The sequence below is a fragment of the Aeromonas sp. FL131 genome (genome assembly GCF_049860615.1).
GTDB lineage: Bacteria > Pseudomonadota > Gammaproteobacteria > Enterobacterales > Aeromonadaceae > Aeromonas > Aeromonas hydrophila.
In genome coordinates this window covers 1,575,263-1,594,063 of record NZ_CP187595.1, presented here as the reverse complement: position 1 = coordinate 1,594,063, position 18,801 = coordinate 1,575,263, and the positions used below count along the sequence as shown (strand labels likewise).

Sequence of the window (18,801 nt, the reverse complement as noted above, 5' to 3'; positions counted from 1 at the left end):
TGTTATCGCCAGGTACAGCGAGGAGCCCGGTTTCCCCACTGCCGCGGCGCGTGCGACTAAAGTCGGCTGGCTGGCCAGGCGCCGCTTTGTCAGACTGGCTTGACGCCACCGGCCAAGGATTGCCATGACCAGCCTGTTCAACTTTGCCCGCCCGCCGTTTGACTGCCTGAGCGCAGAGGAGCGCCAACGGCTCGAGCAGCACCTCTCCATCTGCTACTTTCGCGCCGGCCAGCCAGTGCTCAAGGCGGGTGATGCGCCCCCCGGCCTCTATCTCGTCCTCAAGGGAGCGGTGGAGGAGTCGAGCCCTCATCATCAGTTTGGCGACTATGGCGAGGGGGACCTGTTCGACGTGCGCGCCCAGTTCGACGGCCACTGCCGCCACCAGTTCAGTGCGCTGGAAGATCTGCTCTGCCAGCTGATCCCCAGAGCCACCTTCATCGAGCTGTGCGAGGGCAACCCCGCCTTCGCCCGCTACTTCACCGCCAGCCTGGCACAGCGGCAACAACAGCAGGAGCAGCGCGCCCAGCTGGGGCAGAAGAATCTGGCGGAGTTCATCCTGACCCGCATCGAGCCCGGCCATCTGCAGCCGGCGCTCATCGTCGACAGCCGCCTGTCGCTCTTGGCCGCCACCGAGGCTATGGTGGCCAAGGGCACCGATTGCCTGCTCTACCCGGCCACGGACGGCAGCCTGAGTCTGGCAACCCGCAAGACCCTGCTGCACGCCCTGACGCTCAAGGGACTGCCGCTGACGACGCCGCTGGCGGTGCTGGATCCGACCCCGCTCATCGGCCTGCCGCTGGGCAGTTATCTGTTCGACGCCCTGCTGCTGATGACCCGTCATCGCATCAAGCGGCTGGTGGTCTGGCAGGGGCAGGCCGTGGCGGGGATCCTGCACCTGACCCAGGTGCTCGGTCTCTTCTCCACCCACTCCCATGTGCTGACCCTGCGCATCGCCCGCGCCGACACCCTGCCGGCGCTGGAAGCGGTGGCCCGGGAGCAGCAACAGCTGACCCGCTCGCTGTTCGGCCAGGGGATCCACACCGCCTTTTTGATGAAACTCATCGCCACCATCAACGAGCAGCTAATCGCCAAGGCCTTTGCGCTGCTGATCCCGCCCGCGGTGCAGGAGCGGGTCTGCCTGCTGATGCTGGGCTCGGAGGGGCGCGGCGAGCAGATCCTCAAAACCGATCAGGACAATGCCCTGATCCTGCCCGCCGACCTGCACTGGCCGACCCAGCAGGCCGACCTGGCCGCCTTCAGCGAACTGCTGGCCCGGCTCGGTTACCCACCCTGCCCCGGCCGGGTGATGGTCAACAATCCGGCCTGGGTGAGACCCCTGGCGCTCTGGCAGCAGGAGATCGAGCGGGCCTGCGTCGAGGCCAGTGAAGCAGACTTGCTCTGGCTCGCCACCCTGGCCGACGCCCACCCCATCGCCGGCGATCGTGCCCTGCTTCCTCCTCTTGCGCGCAAGTTGCGCGAGCAACTGACCGAGCGGGGAGATCTGCTGGCGGAGATGGTGCGACCGGCGGTGGCGTTTCATGCGCCGCTCACCCTGTTTGGCCGTCTGGAGCGAGCGCCGGAGGGACTGGATCTGAAACGCGGTGGCCTCTTCCCGCTGGTACACGGCATTCGCATGCTGGCGCTGGAAGCCGCCATTCTGGAGACCTCTACCCTGGCACGGATCGAGGCGCTGGTGACGGCCGGGCGGCTTAGCACCGGCTTTGGCGACAATCTGGCGGAGGCATTCAGGCTGTTCGTTCGCTTGCGGCTGCGCAGCCAACTCAAGGAGGGAGAGAGCCGGGTGCAGGTGAATGATCTCAGCCACGGCGAGCGGGATCTGCTGCGCCAGGCGCTGCATCAGGTGAAGAAGTTCCAGCAGTGGCTCACCTTGCACTTTCGTCTGAGGCAGTAGCCATGTTGAACCGCCTGCGCCGTTATTGGCATGGCCGCCGCGTTCAAGACCCGGCGTTTGCCCCGCTCTATGCCGACCCGCCCGCCGACGAGTGGGTGGCCCTCGACTTCGAAACCACCAGCCTGGATCCTGCCCAAGCCGAGATCGTCGCCATCGGCGCGGTGCGCATCCAGGGCAACCGGGTGCTGACCGGCGAGGCGCTGTCCATCCGGGTGCAAGCGCCGGCCAGCCTGAGCGAACATTCGGTGGTGATCCACGGTCTGCGCCATCAGGATCTGCAACAGGGCATGACGCTGGAAGCCGCGCTGCGCCTTCTGCTCGCCTTTATCGGCCCGCGCGAACTGGTGGGCTATCACATCGCCTACGACCTGCGCATCCTCAATCTCGCCTGCCAGCGATGCTGGGGGCTGACCCTGGCGCAGCGCGGGATAGAGGTGAGCCGGCTCTACCACGATCACCTCTATCGCCGCTATCCCGATGCCGCCATCGACCTGCATCTGGCCGCCATCAGCAGCCATCTGCGCCTGCCGGCCCTGCCCGCCCACGATGCCCTGAGTGACGCCATCACCGCCGCCCTCATCTTCTTGCGCCTCACCCGGGGCGGGCCACTGGCTTATCCCAAAGTCTAATTGTCCACAAATAACATTTGATTCACATTTTGCTTACATGAGCAGCCCTGCTGCTCGGTAGGGACCTCCCTTCATTCACCGTCGACACTCAATGTCATGGAGCACTGCAATGGAACAGCAACCGTATCTTCGGATCCAGCAAGATCCCAACTTCCAGGAGCTGGTCGCCAAGCGCCAGCGCTTTGCCTGGTCCCTCTCCATCCTGATGCTGGGGCTCTATCTGGCCTTCATCATGCTCATCGCCTTCGCCCCCGGCTGGCTGGGCACCCCCTTGAGCGAAGGGTCCACCATTACCCGCGGTATCCCGGTCGGCGTTGGCCTCATCGTCTCCTCCTTCGTGCTGACCGGCATCTATGTGTTTCGGGCCAACAGCGAGTTTGACGAACTGAACCAGAAGATCCTCAAGGGAGCCCAATCATGAAAGGCAAGTCTCTGCTGTTGCTGGCCACGCTGGCCTCCTCCCCCCTGCTGGCAGCCGATGCGCTGACCGGCGAGGTGCATCGCCAACCGCTCAATATCTCGGCCATCGTGATGTTCGTGATCTTCGTGGCGGCCACCTTGTTCATCACCTACTGGGCCTCCAAGCGCAACCGCTCGGCCTCCGACTACTACGCCGCCGGCGGGCGCATCACCGGCTTCCAGAATGGCCTGGCCATCGCCGGTGACTACATGTCCGCCGCCTCTTTCCTCGGCATCTCCGCGCTGGTCTACACCTCCGGCTACGATGGCCTGATTTACTCCATCGGCTTTCTGGTGGGCTGGCCCATCATCCTGTTCCTGATCGCGGAGCGGCTGCGCAACCTCGGCAAGTACACCTTTGCCGACGTGGCATCCTATCGCCTCAAACAGACCGAGGTGCGCACCCTCTCCGCCAGCGGCTCGCTGGTGGTGGTCGCCCTCTACCTGATCGCCCAGATGGTGGGCGCCGGCAAGCTGATCGAGCTGCTGTTCGGCCTGCAATACCATGTGGCCGTGGTGCTGGTCGGCATTCTGATGGTGCTCTACGTGCTGTTCGGCGGCATGCTGGCCACCACCTGGGTGCAGATCATCAAGGCGGTGATGCTGCTCTCCGGTGCCAGCTTCATGGCCATCATGGTGATGAAGTCGGTCAACTTCGACATCGGTACCCTGTTCAGTGAAGCGGTCAAGGTGCACGAGAAGGGCATCGCCATCATGAGCCCGGGTGGCCTGGTCGCCGATCCCATCTCCGCCATCTCGCTGGGTCTGGCCCTGATGTTCGGCACCGCCGGCCTGCCCCACATCTTGATGCGCTTCTTCACCGTGAGTGACGCCAAGGAAGCGCGCAAGAGCGTGTTCTACGCCACCGGCTTTATCGGCTACTTCTACATCCTGACCTTCATCATCGGCTTTGGCGCCATCCTGCTGGTCAGCACCAACCCGGACTTCAAGGATGCCACCGGCGCCCTGCTGGGCGGCACCAACATGGCCGCCATCCACCTGGCCGATGCTGTGGGCGGCAGCCTGTTCCTCGGCTTCATCTCCGCCGTAGCATTTGCCACCATCCTGGCGGTGGTGGCCGGGCTGACCCTGGCCGGTGCCTCTGCGGTCTCCCACGATCTCTATGCCAGCGTCATCAAGAAGGGCAAGGCCAACGAAGCCGACGAGCTGCGCGTCTCCAAGTACACCACTGTGGTGCTGGGTGTGGTCGCCATTGGTCTCGGCATCCTGTTCGAGAAGCAGAACATCGCCTTCATGGTGGGGCTGGCCTTCTCCATCGCCGCCAGCTGCAACTTCCCGGTGCTGTTCCTCTCCATGTTCTGGTCTCGCCTGACCACTCGTGGCGCCGTCTACGGCGGCTGGTTGGGGCTGGTGAGCGCGGTCAGCCTGATGATCCTGGGCCCGACCGTGTGGGTGAAGGTGCTGGGCCATGCTCAGGCCATCTTCCCCTACGAGTACCCCGCTCTCTTCTCCATGGCGGTGGCCTTCGTCGGGATCTGGCTGTTCTCGGTCACCGACAAGTCGCAAAATGCGCTCGACGAGCACGCCAAGTTCTTCCCGCAGTTCGTCCGCTCCCAGACCGGACTGGGGGCAGCCAGCGCCAGCTCCCACTGAACCTTCGATTGACGGTTGCAAGCCGGCCCCCAGGCCGGCTTTTTTCATGCCGACAGGCAATGGCCAGCACCCGTTGCAATCGGAACGATGCGGCCATCGCCGCCAGGGGGCGCAAGCGCTCGCCACCACCCTCTCTATCCCCTCTGCAATAGGCCCGGATCACAGTTCTTGCTAAAACTTTCGGGGGATCTGTGCCATAATGCGCGCCATTTGACAGACCAACCGGGACATTCCAGTGCTTTCAAGCAACAACATCACCATGCAGTTCGGCGCCAAGCCGCTGTTTGAGAACATCAGCGTCAAGTTTGGCGGCGGCAACCGCTACGGCCTTATCGGCGCCAACGGCTGTGGCAAGTCCACCTTTATGAAGATCCTCGGCGGCGATCTGGAGCCCACTGGCGGTAATGTGAGCCTGGACGTCAACGAACGCATCGGTAAGCTGCGTCAGGATCAGTTCGCCTACGAAGAGATGCGCGTACTGGACGTGGTCATGATGGGTCACACCGAGCTGTGGGCCGCCATCGCCGAGCGCGATGCCATCTACGCCAACCTGGAAGCGACCGACGACGACTACATGAAGGCTGCCGAGCTGGAAGGCCTGGTCGCCGAGTACGACGGCTATACCGCTGAATCCCGCGCAGGCGAGCTGCTGCTGGGTGCCGGCATTCCCATCGAGCAGCACAACGGCCCGATGAGCGAAGTGGCACCAGGCTGGAAACTGCGGGTGCTGCTGGCACAGGCGCTGTTCTCCAACCCCGACATCCTGTTGCTGGACGAACCGACCAACAACCTGGACATCAACACCATTCGCTGGCTGGAACAGGTGCTCAACGATCGCGAGAGCACCATGATCATCATCTCTCACGACCGTCACTTCCTGAACTCCGTCTGTACCCACATGGCGGATCTGGACTACGGCGAGCTGCGCGTCTACCCGGGCAACTACGATGAGTACATGACGGCCGCCACCCAGGCCCGTGAGCGCCTGCTGGCCGACAACGCCAAGAAGAAGGCCCAGATCGCCGATCTGCAATCCTTCGTGTCGCGTTTCAGCGCCAACGCCTCCAAGTCCAGCCAGGCCACCTCCCGCCTCAAGCAGATCGACAAGATCAAGATTGAGGAAGTGAAGGTCTCCAGCCGGCAGAACCCCTTCATCCGCTTCGAGCAGGAGAAGAAGCTCTACCGCAACATCCTGGAGATCGAAGGCGTCTCCAAGGGCTATGGCGAGGCTCCGCTGTTCAAGGGCCTCAACATGATGCTGGAAGTGGGCGAGAAGGTCGCAATTCTGGGTACCAACGGGATCGGTAAATCCACCCTGATCAAAACCCTGGTGGGCGCGCTGGCACCGGACACCGGCACCATCAAGTGGTCCGAAAACGCCCAGATCGGTTACTACGCCCAGGATCACGCCGAGGACTTCGACACCGATCTCAACGTGTTCGACTGGATGGCCCAGTGGAAACAGGAGAACGAAGACGAGCAGGCGGTACGTTCCGTTCTGGGCCGTCTGCTGTTCTCCCAGGACGACATCAAGAAGCCGGTCAAGGTGCTGTCAGGTGGTGAGCAGGGCCGCATGCTGTTTGGCAAGCTGATGATGCAGCGCCCCAACATCCTGATCATGGATGAGCCGACCAACCACCTGGACATGGAATCCATCGAATCCTTGAACCTGGCGCTGGAGATGTACAAGGGCACCCTGATCTTCGTCTCCCACGACCGTGAGTTCGTCTCCTCCCTGGCGACCCGCATCCTGGAGCTGACTGAAAATGGCATCCGCGACTTCGGCGGTACCTACGAGGATTACCTGCGCACCCAGGGCGTGGTATAACCCCCTCCTGCCCGCACATCCCGTCAATGAAAACCGGCACCTCAGTGCCGGTTTTTTTTATGCCTGCGATTCTGCTGAACGACGCGGATCATCCCGTGCGTCATATCCCCTTCCCCCTGCCAAGACTGGATTGTCATCCCGCCAGAAAGGAGACCAAACAGGCCTTGCAGATAAAAAAACGGCCCCATCAAGGGGCCGTTTTCACATCGATTGGAGTCGGTTCGACTTATTCGACCGTGGCTTCCACATCGGTGAAGTACTCGATCTTGGCAGACTTGCGCAGCTCGTCGATAAGAGACTTATAGCTCACCTGAGCCTTTCCCTGACCCAGCTGGCCTTGCAGCAGCTTGGCCATGCCAGACGGCTCCTTGGCGACAGTCACCTTGTCCAGGGCCACCACTACGCGGTCGCCGTTGGCTTCGGTCACCAGCTCGACGCTCGGCTTGCCGTCGATCGGATGAGGCATGCGGAAGGCCTGTGCCACCAGGTTCTGATCCAGATCCTGAGCGAAGCGGGCTACCCCGTCATGATTCTCCACCTTCAGACCCAGCGCGGTCAGCTCGGCCTGGATATTCTCGCCAGCCTTGAGCTTGTCCAGCAGACCCTGCGCCTTGCCACGGGCCACTTCACTGGCCTTGTCGTGCTTGATGGCTGCAATCACCTGCTCCTTGATCTCCGCCAGCGGTTTGGCCGCTTTCGGCTGGTGACCGGTGATGTGCATGACCAGCGCCTTGCCATCCGCCAGCTCGATCACGTCGGAGTTGGTGTTGTCATCGCGCAGCTGCTCGGAGAAGGCGGCGGAGAGTACCTTGGGATCGTTCAGCGGTGCCGGTGCATCAGCCTGGCTGAAGTAACCGGTGGACTGCACCTTCAGACCCATGGTGTCGGCGGTCAAGTCCAGCGAATCCGGGTTCTCGAAGCTGCTGTCGGCCATCTTCTGCTGCTCGGCAAAGAACAGCTCCTTGGCCTTGTCTGCCTGCAGACGGCTGATGGTCTCTGCTTTCACATCGGCAAACGGCTTGGTCTGGGCCGGTTCAACCCCCAGCAGCTTGATGACGTGGAAACCGAACGGGCTCTTCACCACGGTGGAGAGATCGCCGGCCTTGGCCAGTGCAAACGCGGCCTTCTCGAACGCCGGATCCATCACCCCTTTCTCGAACCAATCCAGCTCGCCGCCTTTTTTGGCGGAGAAGGTATCGGATGAGTCAGCCTTGGCCAGCGCGGCGAAATCGTCACCGGCCTTGGCTTTGGCCAGCACGGCCTCGGCCTTCTGCTCGGCGGCTTTCTCGTCCTTGCCGAACGGGATCAGGATGTGAGCCACATGACGACGCTCGGCACGCTGGAACAGATCCTGGTGCTGATCGTAGTAATCCTGGGCATCCTGCTCGCTCACCTTGACGTCTTTGCCGAGGGTGGCAGCGTCCAGCAGCAGGTAGTCGACCTTGACCTGCTCGTCATTCATGAAGTGGCTGCTGTTGGCCTTGTAGTACTGCTCCACCTCTTCATCGGAGACTTTCACATCCCCCAGGTAGGCAGATGCGGCCAGGCGCACCAGACGCAGATCGCGAGTCTGGTTGTAGAGCTTGTCCAGTTGCTCGGCTTCGCCCTTGAGTGCAAATTCGGTGCCCAGCAGGGCGCCCATCAGTTGCTGGCGAACCATGTCCTGGCGCAGGGAGTCACGGAACATCTCCGGGGTCATGCCGGCGCGGCGGATCAGCTGCAGATAGCGATCGTTGTTGAACTTGCCATCTTCGGCAAACTCGGGCATGGCGACGATGGCCTGCTTGATCTGCTCATCGCTGACGCGCAGACCCAGTTCACGGGCCTTGCTGTCGAACAGGGCCTGATCGATCAGACGGTCCAGCACGCCACGGCGGAACTGCTTCATGTAGTCAGGATTGGCGGCCAACTGGCTGAAAGACTCCCCCATTTGGGATTCCATGCGGGCCCGCTCGTTGCGATAGGCATTTTCCAGCGCAGCGGAGCTGATGTCATTGCCGTTGACGGTGGCGGGGGCGGTACGAGCCGGGCCGTTGAGGTAGCTACCTACACCGGCCAAGGCAAAGGAGAGGATGATCAGGCCCAAGATAACCTTGGCTACCTTGCCCTGCGCCCCTTCGCGTAGTTTATCCAACATCATGTTTGTACTTATGCTCCCGAACTCGATGGGCGTAAATAATGAAAAGGCGCACCGATTGCGATGCGCCTTGGTCAATCAGTATGAGGGAGAGCCCTCTCACTTGTCTGGTCTGTGACCAAGGACGGTGGCCGATGTGATATCAGCGCCCGGCTTAGTTGACAGCGTCTTTCAGGGCCTTACCGGCTTTGAAGGCAGGAACTTTACCAGCGGCGATTTCGATGGTCGCGCCAGTTTGCGGGTTACGGCCAGAACGGGCAGCACGCTCGCGCACGGCGAAAGTACCGAAACCCACCAGAGCAACCTGGTCACCCTCTTTCAGGGCTTCACCCACGGCGTCAATGAAAGCATCCAGCGCACGGCCAGCAGCGGCTTTGGAGATATCAGCACCGTCTGCAATCTTGTCAATCAGTTGAGATTTATTCACTCTTATATTCCCCTTTTATCGAACATCGCTGCGGCGCCGATTTCCCTGGCCACAACAAGTGGAGGTTTTATAGCAAGCCTCCTGATCAGTTGCAAGTGACAATCTAGCGCAAACCCGCGCCACATCACGCATTGCGACTCATCATGAGTACCCGATCGGTGGTCAAGGCTACTTCCGTTATCCGGCGCATGCAAGCCTTAACCACCCCCCGAATGCGCCAAATTTGCGGCGCATCAACATTTACACGACAGAAACGCGCTCAAACCCTTGCGGATTGTCCTGCAACGCCAGTTCCAGCACCTCGTCAATCCAGCGAACCGGATAGATTTCAAGGTCTTGTTTGACGTTGTCCGGGATCTCCTCGAGGTCACGCTCGTTCTCTTTCGGGATCAGCACCCGCTTGATGCCACCGCGATGGGCGGCCAGCAGCTTCTCTTTGAGGCCGCCAATCGGCAGCACTTCGCCGCGCAGGGTGATCTCCCCCGTCATGGCCACATCAGCACGAACCGGATTACCGGTCAAGCTGGAGACCAGGGCGGTACACATGGCGATACCGGCGCTCGGACCGTCTTTCGGGGTCGCCCCTTCCGGTACGTGCACGTGGATATCGCGCTTCTCGTAGAAGTCGGCATTGATGCGCAGCTTCTCGGCACGGGCCCGTACCACCGTCATGGCGGCCTGGATGGACTCCTGCATCACGTCACCCAAGGAACCTGTGTAGGTGAGTTTGCCCTTGCCCGGCATGTTGGTGGTCTCGATGGTGAGCAGATCGCCCCCCACTTCGGTCCACGCCAGACCACACACCTGACCAACCTGGTTCTGATCGGTGGCCTTGCCGTAGTCAAAGCGCTGCACCCCGAGGAACTCCTTGAGGTTGGCCTGATTGACCTGAACATGCTTGATGCTCTTGTCCAGCAGGATGCGCTTGACCGCTTTGCGACAAATCTTGGAGATCTCGCGCTCCAGACTACGCACCCCCGCCTCGCGGGTGTAGTAGCGGATCACCCCGACCAGAGCGGAATCCTCGATGGTGATCTCGGACTCTTTCAGGCCGTTGCGCTGGATCTGCTTGGAGACCAGATGCTGCTTGGCGATGTTGAGCTTCTCATCTTCGGTGTAACCGGAGAGGCGGATCACTTCCATCCGGTCCAGCAGCGGACCCGGAATGTTCATGGAGTTGGAGGTGGCCACGAACATCACGTCCGACAGGTCATAATCCACTTCCAGATAGTGATCGTTGAAGCTGTTGTTCTGCTCGGGATCCAGCACTTCCAGCAGGGCTGAGGCGGGATCGCCACGCATGTCCGAACTCATCTTGTCGATTTCATCGAGCAGGAACAGCGGATTCTTCACGCCGACTTTCGCCATCTTCTGGATGAGCTTGCCGGGCATGGAACCGATATAGGTACGGCGGTGACCGCGGATCTCCGCTTCGTCACGCACCCCGCCCAGCGCCATGCGCACATATTTGCGACCGGTCGCCTTGGCGATGGACTGACCGAGCGAGGTCTTGCCCACGCCGGGAGGTCCTACCAGACAGAGGATGGGGCCCTTGAGCTTGTTGACGCGCGCCTGCACCGCCAGATACTCGAGAATGCGATCCTTGACCTTCTCCAGGCCATAGTGATCGGCATCCAGCACCTCTTGCGCCTTGCCCAGGTCTTTCTTGACCTTGGAGCGCGCCTTCCACGGCACCTGTACCATCCAGTCGACGTAGCTGCGCACCACGGTGGCCTCGGCCGACATGGGCGACATCATCTTCAGCTTGGCGAGCTCGGCCTGCGCCTTCTCACGGGCATCTTCCGGCATGCCGGCCTCTTCAATCTTGCGATTGAGGGCTTCGAATTCATCCGGACTGTCTTCCAGCTCACCCAGCTCTTTCTGGATGGCCTTCATCTGCTCGTTGAGATAGTACTCGCGCTGGCTCTTCTCCATCTGCTTCTTGACCCGGGAGCGGATGCGTTTCTCGACCTGCAGCAGGTCAATCTCCGACTCCATCATGGCCATCAGAAACTCGATGCGCTCGGACACGGAGGCGATTTCCAGCACCTTCTGCTTGTCTTCGAGCTTGAGCGGCATGTGGGCGGCCATGGTATCGGCCAGGCGCGCCGCATCGTCGATCGCCGAAATCGAGGTGAGCACCTCGGGCGGGATCTTCTTGTTGAGCTTGATATAGCCTTCGAACTGACCGATGGCGGAGCGCACCAGCACATCCTGGTCCTTCTCCTCAATCGCCTTGGAGGCGATGTAGTGCGCCTCGCCAACGAAGAAGTCCCGGTCGTCGATCATCCGCTCAAGACGGGCACGCTGACCCCCTTCCACCAGCACCTTGACGGTGCCATCGGGCAGCTTGAGCATCTGTAGAATATTGGCCACTGTCCCGACGGAGAAGATCTCCTCCACCGTCGGCTCATCGGTTGACGCATCCTTCTGGGCCACCAGCAGAACTTTCTTGTCCTGCTCCATGGCCGCTTCCAGACAGCGAATGGATTTTTCCCGCCCCACAAAGAGTGGAATGACCATGTGGGGGTAAACCACCACGTCACGAAGAGGCAGGACGGGAATCTCGATGCGTTCTGAACGCTCTAGGTTCATATATGTCCTCTCGGCTTGTTATACCGTTGGCAAAGCGCTTGGCTGAGTATATGGGGGCGCTTAGATGAGATTCAATCGCCGAAACCGCAAAAAGCATGAAAGGGGCAAAAAGCCCCTTTCATTTGATTAAAAATCAGACAGTTACTCTGATGCGGCGGCATGGGTCTCGGGATTTTCGTAGATCATCAAGGGCGCGGAGTCCCCCTTGATCACGGTTTCGTCGATCACCACCTTGCTGACACCGTCCAGCGACGGCAGGTCATACATGGTATCGAGCAACACGGCTTCCACGATGGAACGCAGACCGCGGGCGCCGGTTTTACGCTCCATCGCCTTGCGGGCGATGGCGTTCAACGCGTCGTCACGGAACTCCAGCTCCACCCCTTCCAGATCGAACAGCGCGGCATACTGCTTGGTCAGCGCATTCTTCGGCTCTTTCAGGATCTGGATGAGGGCAGCCTCGTCCAGCTCGGTCAGGGTCGCGACCACCGGCAGACGGCCGATGAACTCGGGGATCAGACCGTACTTGATCAGATCTTCCGGCTCCACCTTGGCAAAGCTCTCGCTCAAGGTCGCCTTGGCGCTCTTGGACTTGACCTCGGCACCAAAGCCGATGCCGGTGCCCTTGACGGAGCGCTGCTCGATCACCTTGTCCAGACCGGCAAAGGCGCCACCGCAGATGAACAGGATCTTGGAGGTATCAACCTGCAAGAACTCCTGCTGCGGGTGCTTGCGACCACCTTGCGGTGGCACGGAAGCAATGGTCCCTTCGATCAGCTTGAGCAGGGCCTGCTGTACCCCTTCCCCGGACACGTCGCGGGTGATGGAGGGGTTGTCCGACTTGCGGGAGATCTTGTCGATCTCGTCGATGTAGACGATGCCGCGCTGGGCCTTCTCTACGTCGTAGTCGCACTTTTGCAGCAGCTTCTGGATGATGTTCTCCACGTCCTCGCCCACATAACCGGCTTCGGTCAGGGTGGTGGCGTCGGCCATGGTAAAGGGAACGTCCAGCAGACGAGCCAGGGTTTCAGCCAGCAGGGTCTTGCCGCTGCCGGTCGGACCGATCAGCAGGATGTTGGATTTGCCCAGCTCCACACCACCGGACTCGCTGCCGCTGCGCAGCCGCTTGTAGTGGTTGTAGACGGCTACCGCCAGCACCTTCTTGGCGTACTCCTGCCCGATCACATAGTCATCCAGATGAGCGCGGATTTCATGAGGGGTCGGCAGCTCGCTACCATCGCGCTTGGGCGAGATCTCGCGGATCTCTTCGCGGATGATGTCGTTGCACAGCTCGACACACTCATCACATATGTAGACGGAAGGGCCAGCGATCAGCTTGCGCACTTCATGCTGGCTTTTGCCGCAAAAAGAGCAGTAGAGCAGCTTATCACCCTCACCCTTGCGTTTTTCTGTCATTCAGCAACCTCGTTTTATCAATAGAGGATGGATTGTCCTGTTGAGTTTACAACAGTCCGGAACACCCTGCCCATGCCTGATCTGCCGATTGAGGGCATCATCAAACCAGATGATGCCCTCGACGATGGTACGGGCTAGCTCGTGGCTCAGCCGCGGCGGCTCAGGACACCGTCAACCAGGCCATAGGCCACGGCCTGCTCGGCCGACATGAAGTTGTCACGGTCGGTGTCACGCTCGATGGTGGCCATGTCCTGACCGGTATGGAAGGCCAGACGCTCGTTCAGGGTATTCTTGATCTTCAGGATCTCCTGGGCATGGATCTGGATATCAGATGCCTGGCCCTGGAAACCGCCCAGCGGCTGGTGGATCATCACGCGGGCATTGGGCAGGCAGAAACGCTTGCCCTTGGCACCACCGGCCAGCAGGAAGGCACCCATGGAGCAGGCCTGCCCCATGCACACCGTGCTGACGTCCGGCTTGATGAACTGCATGGTGTCATAAATGGACATACCGGCCGTGACGGCCCCACCCGGAGAGTTGATGTAGATGCTGATGTCCTGATCCGGATTTTCAGACTCCAGGAACAGCAGCTGAGCCACCACCAGATTCGCCATGTGATCTTCAACCTGACCGGTCAGGAAGATCACCCGTTCCTTCAGCAGACGAGAATAGATGTCGTAGGAACGCTCCCCTTTCGCGGTTTGCTCTACCACCATCGGGATGAGCGCATTGCGTGGGGATTCAGTCACATCGTTATAGTTCTTGTACATAAGGCATTGTCCCTAAAATAAAATGGCCCGAGTGGAGATCACACGAGCCATTATACTTAACAGTCTTGACCTTAAGTCAAATGTTCTTAGGCAGCGGCACCGGACTTGTTGATCACTTCGTCAAATGCAACTTCCTTCTCGGTCACCTGGGCCTTGGACAGGATCAGGTCGATGGCTTGATCTTCAACTGCCAGGTTGCGAACGCCGTTCAGCATCTGTTCGTTCTTCTGGTAGTACTCGATCACTTCCTTCGGATCTTCGTAGGCAGTGGCCATGGATTCGATGATGCTGTTGACACGCGCTTCATCAGCCTTGATCTCGTTGGTACGGATCACGTCGCCCAGCAGCAGACCTACGCGTACACGACGCTCGGCCTGGCCCTGGAACAGCTCGGCCGGCAGTTCAGGAGCGTTGCCGCCCTGGAAGCCACCGAAACGCTGCAGCGCCTGCTGACGCAGGGCATCGATTTCCTGAGCAACGGCAGCCTTCGGCAGATCGATCTGGTTGGCTTCAACCAGACCGTTCAGAACCTGCTCTTTCACGCTGTTTTTCAGGGCTTGAGCCAGTTCGCGCTCCATGTTCTTGCGCACTTCGGCTTTCAGCTCTTCAACGTTGCCGCTCTCGATGCCGAAACGCTTGACGAACTCTTCGGTCAACTCAGGCAGGATCTGCTCTTCAACCTTGTTCAGCTTGGAAGCGAACTTGGCGGCTTTGCCTTTCAGGTTTTCAGCGTGGTAGTCAGCCGGGAAGGTCACGTCGATGGTGAACTCGTCGCCTGCTTTCTTGCCCAGGATGGCGTCTTCGAAGCCCGGGATCATGCGACCGGCACCCAGTACCAGGTTGAAGCCTTCGGCCTTGCCGCCGTCGAACTCTTCACCGTCGATGGAACCGACGAAGTCCATGGTCACACGCATGCCATCGGCAGCGGCGGCGTCCACTTCACTCCAGGTAGCGTGCTGCTTGCGCAGGGTGTCGATCATGTTGGCCAGATCTTCATCCTTCACGGTAGCAACCGGCTTCTCGACCTTGATGGTCTCGAGGCCAGCCACTTCAAACTCGGGGTACACTTCGAAGGTCGCGGTGAATTCGAAGTCCTGACCTTCCTGGATCTCTTTCGGATCCATGGTCGGGGCACCGGCCGGGCTCAGTTTGTTTTCGATGATGGCCTTGATGAAGTTGCTCTGCATCATTTCGTCAGCAACGCGAGCATGAGCCATGGCGCCGAACATCTTCTTGATGATGGCAACCGGAGCCTTGCCAGGACGGAAACCGTCGATGCGACGGGTTTTGGCCAGGCCGTTCAATTCTTTGCGCACGGCGGCGTCAACGGTAGCGGCCGGTACGGTGATGGTAAGACGGCGTTCCAGACCCTGGGTTGTCTCTACAGAAACTTGCATTCTTCTACCTCGTTCAACTCAGCACTGCGTGCTGACCCTTTATTGCCCCTGGGCAAAGCCCGGAGTCTTCCTGTTTATAAAGACAACGACTGTCTTTGTGATGAGAAAATATGACGCGACATTATAGCGGCGCACTTTGATCGAGTCGAGCCACACGTCCCCCAACCGGGCAGGGGATGGCACAATTCCCGCCAAACTGCCCCTTATATGGGGAATAGCGGAGCCGACTTCAAGCACACAAGCCGCAAGAATTTGCACTTGCTCACCTTTTTTCGTGCAAGAGCCTACTTTTTCACCTCATATCTCTCCATCGCGGTCTCTTTTCGCCCCCTGCGACCCAAATTGTCCACCCCGCCCCTTCAACCATTGCGTCCATGACCATCGCTCGTTATGGTGGCAGCCATCTTGATAAGTCTGGAGTCACCGACATGGCCTTTTTCCGCTTCTTGTTCAATCTGCTCTGGTTCGTACTGGGAGGCGTCTTCATGGGGCTGGCCTGGTGGCTGGCCGGGCTGATCTGTTTTATCTCCCTCATCGGGATCCCCTGGGGACGCGCCTGCTTCGTCATCGGCACCTTTACCTTCTTCCCGTTTGGCAAGCAGGCGGTCAACCGCAAGACCATGACCGGTCTGAGCGACATGGGTACCGGCACCATGGGGCTGATTGGCAACATCATCTGGTTCGTGCTGATCGGGATCTGGCTGGCCATCGGCCACATCGCCTCGGCGCTGGCCTGCTTCGTCACCATCGTCGGCATCCCGTTCGGCATCCAGCACCTCAAGCTGGCGCTCATCAGCCTGGCCCCCATCGGCCAGATGATCGTCACCAATCAGGAGGCCGAATCCGGTCGTTATATTCGCTGAAGGCGATGCCGTCAGCCGTAAAAAAGGGCAGACTAGGGTCTGCCCTTTTTCATTGCCATCTTTGAGGTCATCCATGCTGCCCAGCCACTTCTTCGCCAATCTCGCCCGCATGAAGCTCATCTATCGCTGGCCGCTGATGCGCAACATCCAGCCCGAAAACATCGCAGAGCACAGTCTGCAGGTGGCCATGGTGGCCCACGCCCTCGGCCTCATCAAAAACCGGCTCTTTGGCGGCAACGTGGATGCCGATCGCGCCGCCGTCATGGCCCTCTATCACGACAGCAGCGAGGTGCTGACCGGCGATCTGCCCACGCCGGTCAAGTACTTCAATCCCGAGATTGCCCGCGAATACAAGAAGATTGAGCTGGCCGCCGAGCAGCGCCTGCTGGGCATGTTGCCGCCCGAGCTGGTCGAGGATTTTCGCCCGCTGCTCGATTCGGCAGCCCAGGATGGCGAACTGGCCAGACTGGTGAAGGATGCCGACACCCTCTGCGCCTATACCAAGTGCCTGGAAGAGATTAACGCCGGCAACCGGGAGTTCGAGCCGGCGCGCAAGCGCCTCGAGCAGATGCTGGCGGCCCGGATGAGCGACGAGATGCGCTACTTCATCGATATCTTCGTGGCGAGCTTCTCGTTGCCGCTGGATGAACTCAACGCCCACTAAACCAGACATCCCCCCAAAACAGCAGGGCCCGCCGGTTTGCACCGGCGGGCCCTTCGTTTTTATCAGCAGCAAGATGCCGCCTATCAGTGCCCCAGCTCGCGGGACGGCACCAGCCCGCTTGCCCGCCAGGCGGGGTAGAGGGTGGCCAGCAGGCTCATCAGGATGGCGGCGCCGGTCACGATGAGCAAGTCCTGCATGTGCAGCTCGGTCGGCAGGAAGTCGATGAAGTAGATGTCCGGGTTGAGGAAACGGTGGCCAATGAGCTTCTCGATGCCCCCCAGGATCTGGGTCAGCTTGCTGGAGAGCAGGCCGCCCAGCAGGGCGCCGAGCAAGGCACCCGCCACCCCGTTCACCATCCCCTGAATGACGAAGGTGAGCCGGATCTGGCCCGGGCTCGCCCCCATGGTCTTCAAGATGGCTATTTCGCTGCGCTTCTCGTTCACCGCCATTACCAGGGTGGAGACGATGTTGAAACAGGCCACCGCCACCACCATCAGCATCACCACGTACATCACGGTGCGCACCATCTGGATGTCCTGATAGAGATAACCCTGGCGGCTCATCCAGCTGCTGATGTAGACGTAGTGCGGGAACTTCTGGGCGGCCGCCACCGTGATGGACTGCGCCTTGAGCACGTCGTTCACCTTGAGGCTGAAGCCCTCCACCGCACTGCCCATGCCGGTGATGGCCTGGGCATCCGCCAGATGCATGAAGCCGAGCACCCCATCGAGCTGGCCGCCGATCTCGAGCAGCCCCACCACGGTGAGAGACTCGCGCTTCGGGTTCTTGATGCCAGCGGCATCGCCGCCCTGGGGCAGCAGCAGGGTGACAGTATCCCCTATCTTGACCCCCAGCTTGTCGGCGATGGTCTTGCCGAGGATGAGGCCGTGCTCGCCGGCTTCCAGCTCGCGCAGACCCCGGCCCGTCATGTAGTTGCCCGCATCGGACAGATTGGCTTCAAGCTCCGGCAGCACGGCGCGCACCTGCAGCCCTTTGAGGGCACTGCCGTGCTCCAGCAGGCCGTCGAGCCGGATCACCGGGGCGGCAGCCTCCACCCCGGGCTGGGCCAGCAGGTAGTCCCGCAGCTTGGGCCAGTTGGGGAGCGGTGCCTCCATCCCCATCAGCTCACCGTGGGGCACCACGGAGAGCACCCGGTTCTTGAGTTCCCGCTCAAAGCCGTTCATGGCGGAGAGCCCCAGAATAAGCGCCATCACCCCGAGGGCGATACCGATGAGGGAGGAGGCGGAGATAAAGGCGATGAAGCCGTTGCGACGGCGGGAGCGGCTGTAACGCAGGCCCAGAAACAGGGGCAGCGGTTTGAACATCAGGCGACCTCCGCCATCACGCCGCTCACCAGGGTCACCCGGCGATGGAGCTTGGCTGCCAGGCTGAGATCGTGGGTCACCACCACGAACGCGGTGCCGAGCTCGCGGTTGAGCTCGCAGAGCAGCTCATAGACGGCGGTGGCGCTGGCGTGATCCAGGTTGCCGGTGGGCTCGTCCGCCAGCACCAGGCTGGGTTCGTTGACCAAGGCACGGGCGATGGCCACCCGCTGGCGTTCGCCACCGGAGAGTTCGGACGGTCGGTGGTTGAGACGGTGGGAGAGCCCTACCCGCCCCAGCATCCGGCTCGCCTTGTCGGTCGCGCTCTTCACCGACTCACCGGCGATCAGCAGCGGCATGGCAGCATTTTCCAACGCGGTGAACTCGGAGAGCAGGTGGTGGAACTGGTACACAAAACCCAGCTCCTGATTGCGAAACTTCGCCTGGGTGCGGCTGTCCCAGCGATGGATGTCCTGCCCCTTGAACAACACGGCGCCGCTGGAGGGGTTGTCGAGCGCCCCCATCAGGTGCAGCAGGGTGGTCTTGCCGGAGCCCGAGCTGCCCACCACCGCCAGCATCTCGCCGGGCGCCACGCTAAGATCGATGCCCTTGAGTACCTGGGTCTCCAGATCGCCCTCTTTGTAGACATGGTTGAGGGCCTGACAGCGCAGCAGCGGCTCGCAGGAGACGGATTGATTCATAAAGGAGGCTCCACTTGCACCTGTAACAACGCCGGCGCCGGCAGCAACACCGGCACCAGTAACAACA

General features: G+C 60.7%; 15 protein-coding genes. 7 read left to right on the top strand and 8 right to left on the bottom strand.

Features of this window, described 5'->3' with window-relative positions; translation table 11 throughout:
* The first annotated feature begins 124 nt into the window (after window positions 1–124).
* From ACPW75_RS07505 to ACPW75_RS07485, 5 genes are all read left to right on the top strand, one after another.
* Window positions 125–1,912, top strand: coding sequence for a putative nucleotidyltransferase substrate binding domain-containing protein (locus tag ACPW75_RS07505; protein WP_077096978.1), 1,788 nt, complete (start codon window positions 125–127; stop codon window positions 1,910–1,912).
* Between the two features lie 2 nt (window positions 1,913–1,914).
* On the top strand, window positions 1,915–2,541 hold the full coding sequence (locus tag ACPW75_RS07500; protein ID WP_077096980.1) for a 3'-5' exonuclease: 627 nt from the start codon (window positions 1,915–1,917) through the stop codon (window positions 2,539–2,541).
* A 109-nt stretch (window positions 2,542–2,650) separates the two neighbouring features.
* Window positions 2,651–2,962, top strand: coding sequence for a DUF485 domain-containing protein (locus tag ACPW75_RS07495; protein ID WP_077096982.1), 312 nt, complete (start codon window positions 2,651–2,653; stop codon window positions 2,960–2,962).
* Complete coding sequence (locus ACPW75_RS07490) at window positions 2,959–4,614, top strand: cation acetate symporter (RefSeq protein ID WP_017408234.1); 1,656 nt, start codon at window positions 2,959–2,961, stop codon at window positions 4,612–4,614. Before ACPW75_RS07495 ends, ACPW75_RS07490 begins: the two co-directional genes overlap by 4 nt.
* A 235-nt stretch (window positions 4,615–4,849) precedes the next feature.
* Complete coding sequence (locus ACPW75_RS07485) at window positions 4,850–6,442, top strand: ABC-F family ATPase (RefSeq protein WP_077096984.1); 1,593 nt, start codon at window positions 4,850–4,852, stop codon at window positions 6,440–6,442.
* A 226-nt stretch (window positions 6,443–6,668) separates the two neighbouring features.
* On the opposite strand, the gene ppiD is transcribed toward ACPW75_RS07485, so the two are convergent.
* The 6 genes from ppiD to tig all read right to left on the bottom strand — a co-directional run bounded on the left by ppiD (window position 6,669) and on the right by tig (window position 15,184).
* Window positions 6,669–8,582 (bottom strand): peptidylprolyl isomerase, encoded by a 1,914-nt coding sequence (gene ppiD / locus ACPW75_RS07480; RefSeq protein ID WP_043123304.1) that lies wholly within the window; start codon window positions 8,580–8,582, stop codon window positions 6,669–6,671.
* Window positions 8,583–8,733: 151 nt separating this feature from the next.
* A complete protein-coding gene (gene hupB, locus ACPW75_RS07475) occupies window positions 8,734–9,006 on the bottom strand; it encodes a nucleoid-associated protein HU-beta (protein WP_005315375.1) in 273 nt (90 codons plus the stop codon).
* A gap of 240 nt (window positions 9,007–9,246) precedes the next feature.
* Window positions 9,247–11,601 carry an endopeptidase La gene (gene lon / locus ACPW75_RS07470; RefSeq protein WP_077096986.1) on the bottom strand — a complete coding sequence of 785 codons (2,355 nt, stop codon included), beginning with the start codon at window positions 11,599–11,601 and terminating at the stop codon, window positions 9,247–9,249.
* 141 nt (window positions 11,602–11,742) lie between these two features.
* Window positions 11,743–13,017: an ATP-dependent protease ATP-binding subunit ClpX gene (gene clpX, locus ACPW75_RS07465; protein ID WP_190283610.1), complete on the bottom strand. Its 1,275-nt coding sequence runs from the start codon at window positions 13,015–13,017 to the stop codon at window positions 11,743–11,745.
* Between the two features lie 146 nt (window positions 13,018–13,163).
* A complete protein-coding gene (gene clpP / locus ACPW75_RS07460) occupies window positions 13,164–13,787 on the bottom strand; it encodes an ATP-dependent Clp endopeptidase proteolytic subunit ClpP (RefSeq protein WP_005301526.1) in 624 nt (207 codons plus the stop codon).
* A gap of 86 nt (window positions 13,788–13,873) precedes the next feature.
* Complete coding sequence (tig, locus tag ACPW75_RS07455; protein WP_077096990.1) at window positions 13,874–15,184, bottom strand: trigger factor; 1,311 nt, start codon at window positions 15,182–15,184, stop codon at window positions 13,874–13,876.
* A gap of 428 nt (window positions 15,185–15,612) precedes the next feature.
* Here tig and ACPW75_RS07450 point away from each other — a divergent pair, with 428 nt between their 5' ends.
* Together ACPW75_RS07450 and yfbR are read left to right on the top strand one after the other, a co-directional pair.
* Window positions 15,613–16,047: a YccF domain-containing protein gene (locus ACPW75_RS07450; RefSeq protein WP_011705879.1), complete on the top strand. Its 435-nt coding sequence runs from the start codon at window positions 15,613–15,615 to the stop codon at window positions 16,045–16,047.
* A 73-nt stretch (window positions 16,048–16,120) separates the two neighbouring features.
* A complete protein-coding gene (gene yfbR / locus ACPW75_RS07445; RefSeq protein WP_017408232.1) occupies window positions 16,121–16,711 on the top strand; it encodes a 5'-deoxynucleotidase in 591 nt (196 codons plus the stop codon).
* Window positions 16,712–16,794: 83 nt separating this feature from the next.
* Here the strand turns inward: yfbR and lolE are convergent, their stop codons facing one another.
* Both lolE and lolD read right to left on the bottom strand, forming a co-directional pair.
* On the bottom strand, window positions 16,795–18,036 hold the full coding sequence (gene lolE / locus ACPW75_RS07440; protein WP_041217146.1) for a lipoprotein-releasing ABC transporter permease subunit LolE: 1,242 nt from the start codon (window positions 18,034–18,036) through the stop codon (window positions 16,795–16,797).
* Window positions 18,036–18,734, bottom strand: a complete 699-nt coding sequence (gene lolD / locus ACPW75_RS07435; RefSeq protein ID WP_020480138.1) for a lipoprotein-releasing ABC transporter ATP-binding protein LolD — start codon at window positions 18,732–18,734, stop codon at window positions 18,036–18,038. The genes lolE and lolD overlap by 1 nt, the downstream gene beginning before the upstream one ends.
* Window positions 18,735–18,801 lie beyond the last annotated feature (67 nt).

What these genes read in the sequence shown, in the direction of transcription:
- lon (WP_077096986.1), bottom strand. Translation starts at nt 11,601, where the DNA reads ATGAACCTAGAGCGTTCAGAACGCATCGAGATTCCCGTCCTGCCTCTT.
- ACPW75_RS07505 (WP_077096978.1), top strand. Translation starts at nt 125, where the DNA reads ATGACCAGCCTGTTCAACTTTGCCCGCCCGCCGTTTGACTGCCTGAGC.
- lolE (WP_041217146.1), bottom strand. Translation starts at nt 18,036, where the DNA reads ATGTTCAAACCGCTGCCCCTGTTTCTGGGCCTGCGTTACAGCCGCTCC.
- clpX (WP_190283610.1), bottom strand. Translation starts at nt 13,017, where the DNA reads ATGACAGAAAAACGCAAGGGTGAGGGTGATAAGCTGCTCTACTGCTCT.
- ppiD (WP_043123304.1), bottom strand. Translation starts at nt 8,582, where the DNA reads ATGATGTTGGATAAACTACGCGAAGGGGCGCAGGGCAAGGTAGCCAAG.
- clpP (WP_005301526.1), bottom strand. Translation starts at nt 13,787, where the DNA reads ATGTACAAGAACTATAACGATGTGACTGAATCCCCACGCAATGCGCTC.
- lolD (WP_020480138.1), bottom strand. Translation starts at nt 18,734, where the DNA reads ATGAATCAATCCGTCTCCTGCGAGCCGCTGCTGCGCTGTCAGGCCCTC.
- tig (WP_077096990.1), bottom strand. Translation starts at nt 15,184, where the DNA reads ATGCAAGTTTCTGTAGAGACAACCCAGGGTCTGGAACGCCGTCTTACC.
- ACPW75_RS07450 (WP_011705879.1), top strand. Translation starts at nt 15,613, where the DNA reads ATGGCCTTTTTCCGCTTCTTGTTCAATCTGCTCTGGTTCGTACTGGGA.
- ACPW75_RS07495 (WP_077096982.1), top strand. Translation starts at nt 2,651, where the DNA reads ATGGAACAGCAACCGTATCTTCGGATCCAGCAAGATCCCAACTTCCAG.
- ACPW75_RS07500 (WP_077096980.1), top strand. Translation starts at nt 1,915, where the DNA reads ATGTTGAACCGCCTGCGCCGTTATTGGCATGGCCGCCGCGTTCAAGAC.
- yfbR (WP_017408232.1), top strand. Translation starts at nt 16,121, where the DNA reads ATGCTGCCCAGCCACTTCTTCGCCAATCTCGCCCGCATGAAGCTCATC.
- ACPW75_RS07490 (WP_017408234.1), top strand. Translation starts at nt 2,959, where the DNA reads ATGAAAGGCAAGTCTCTGCTGTTGCTGGCCACGCTGGCCTCCTCCCCC.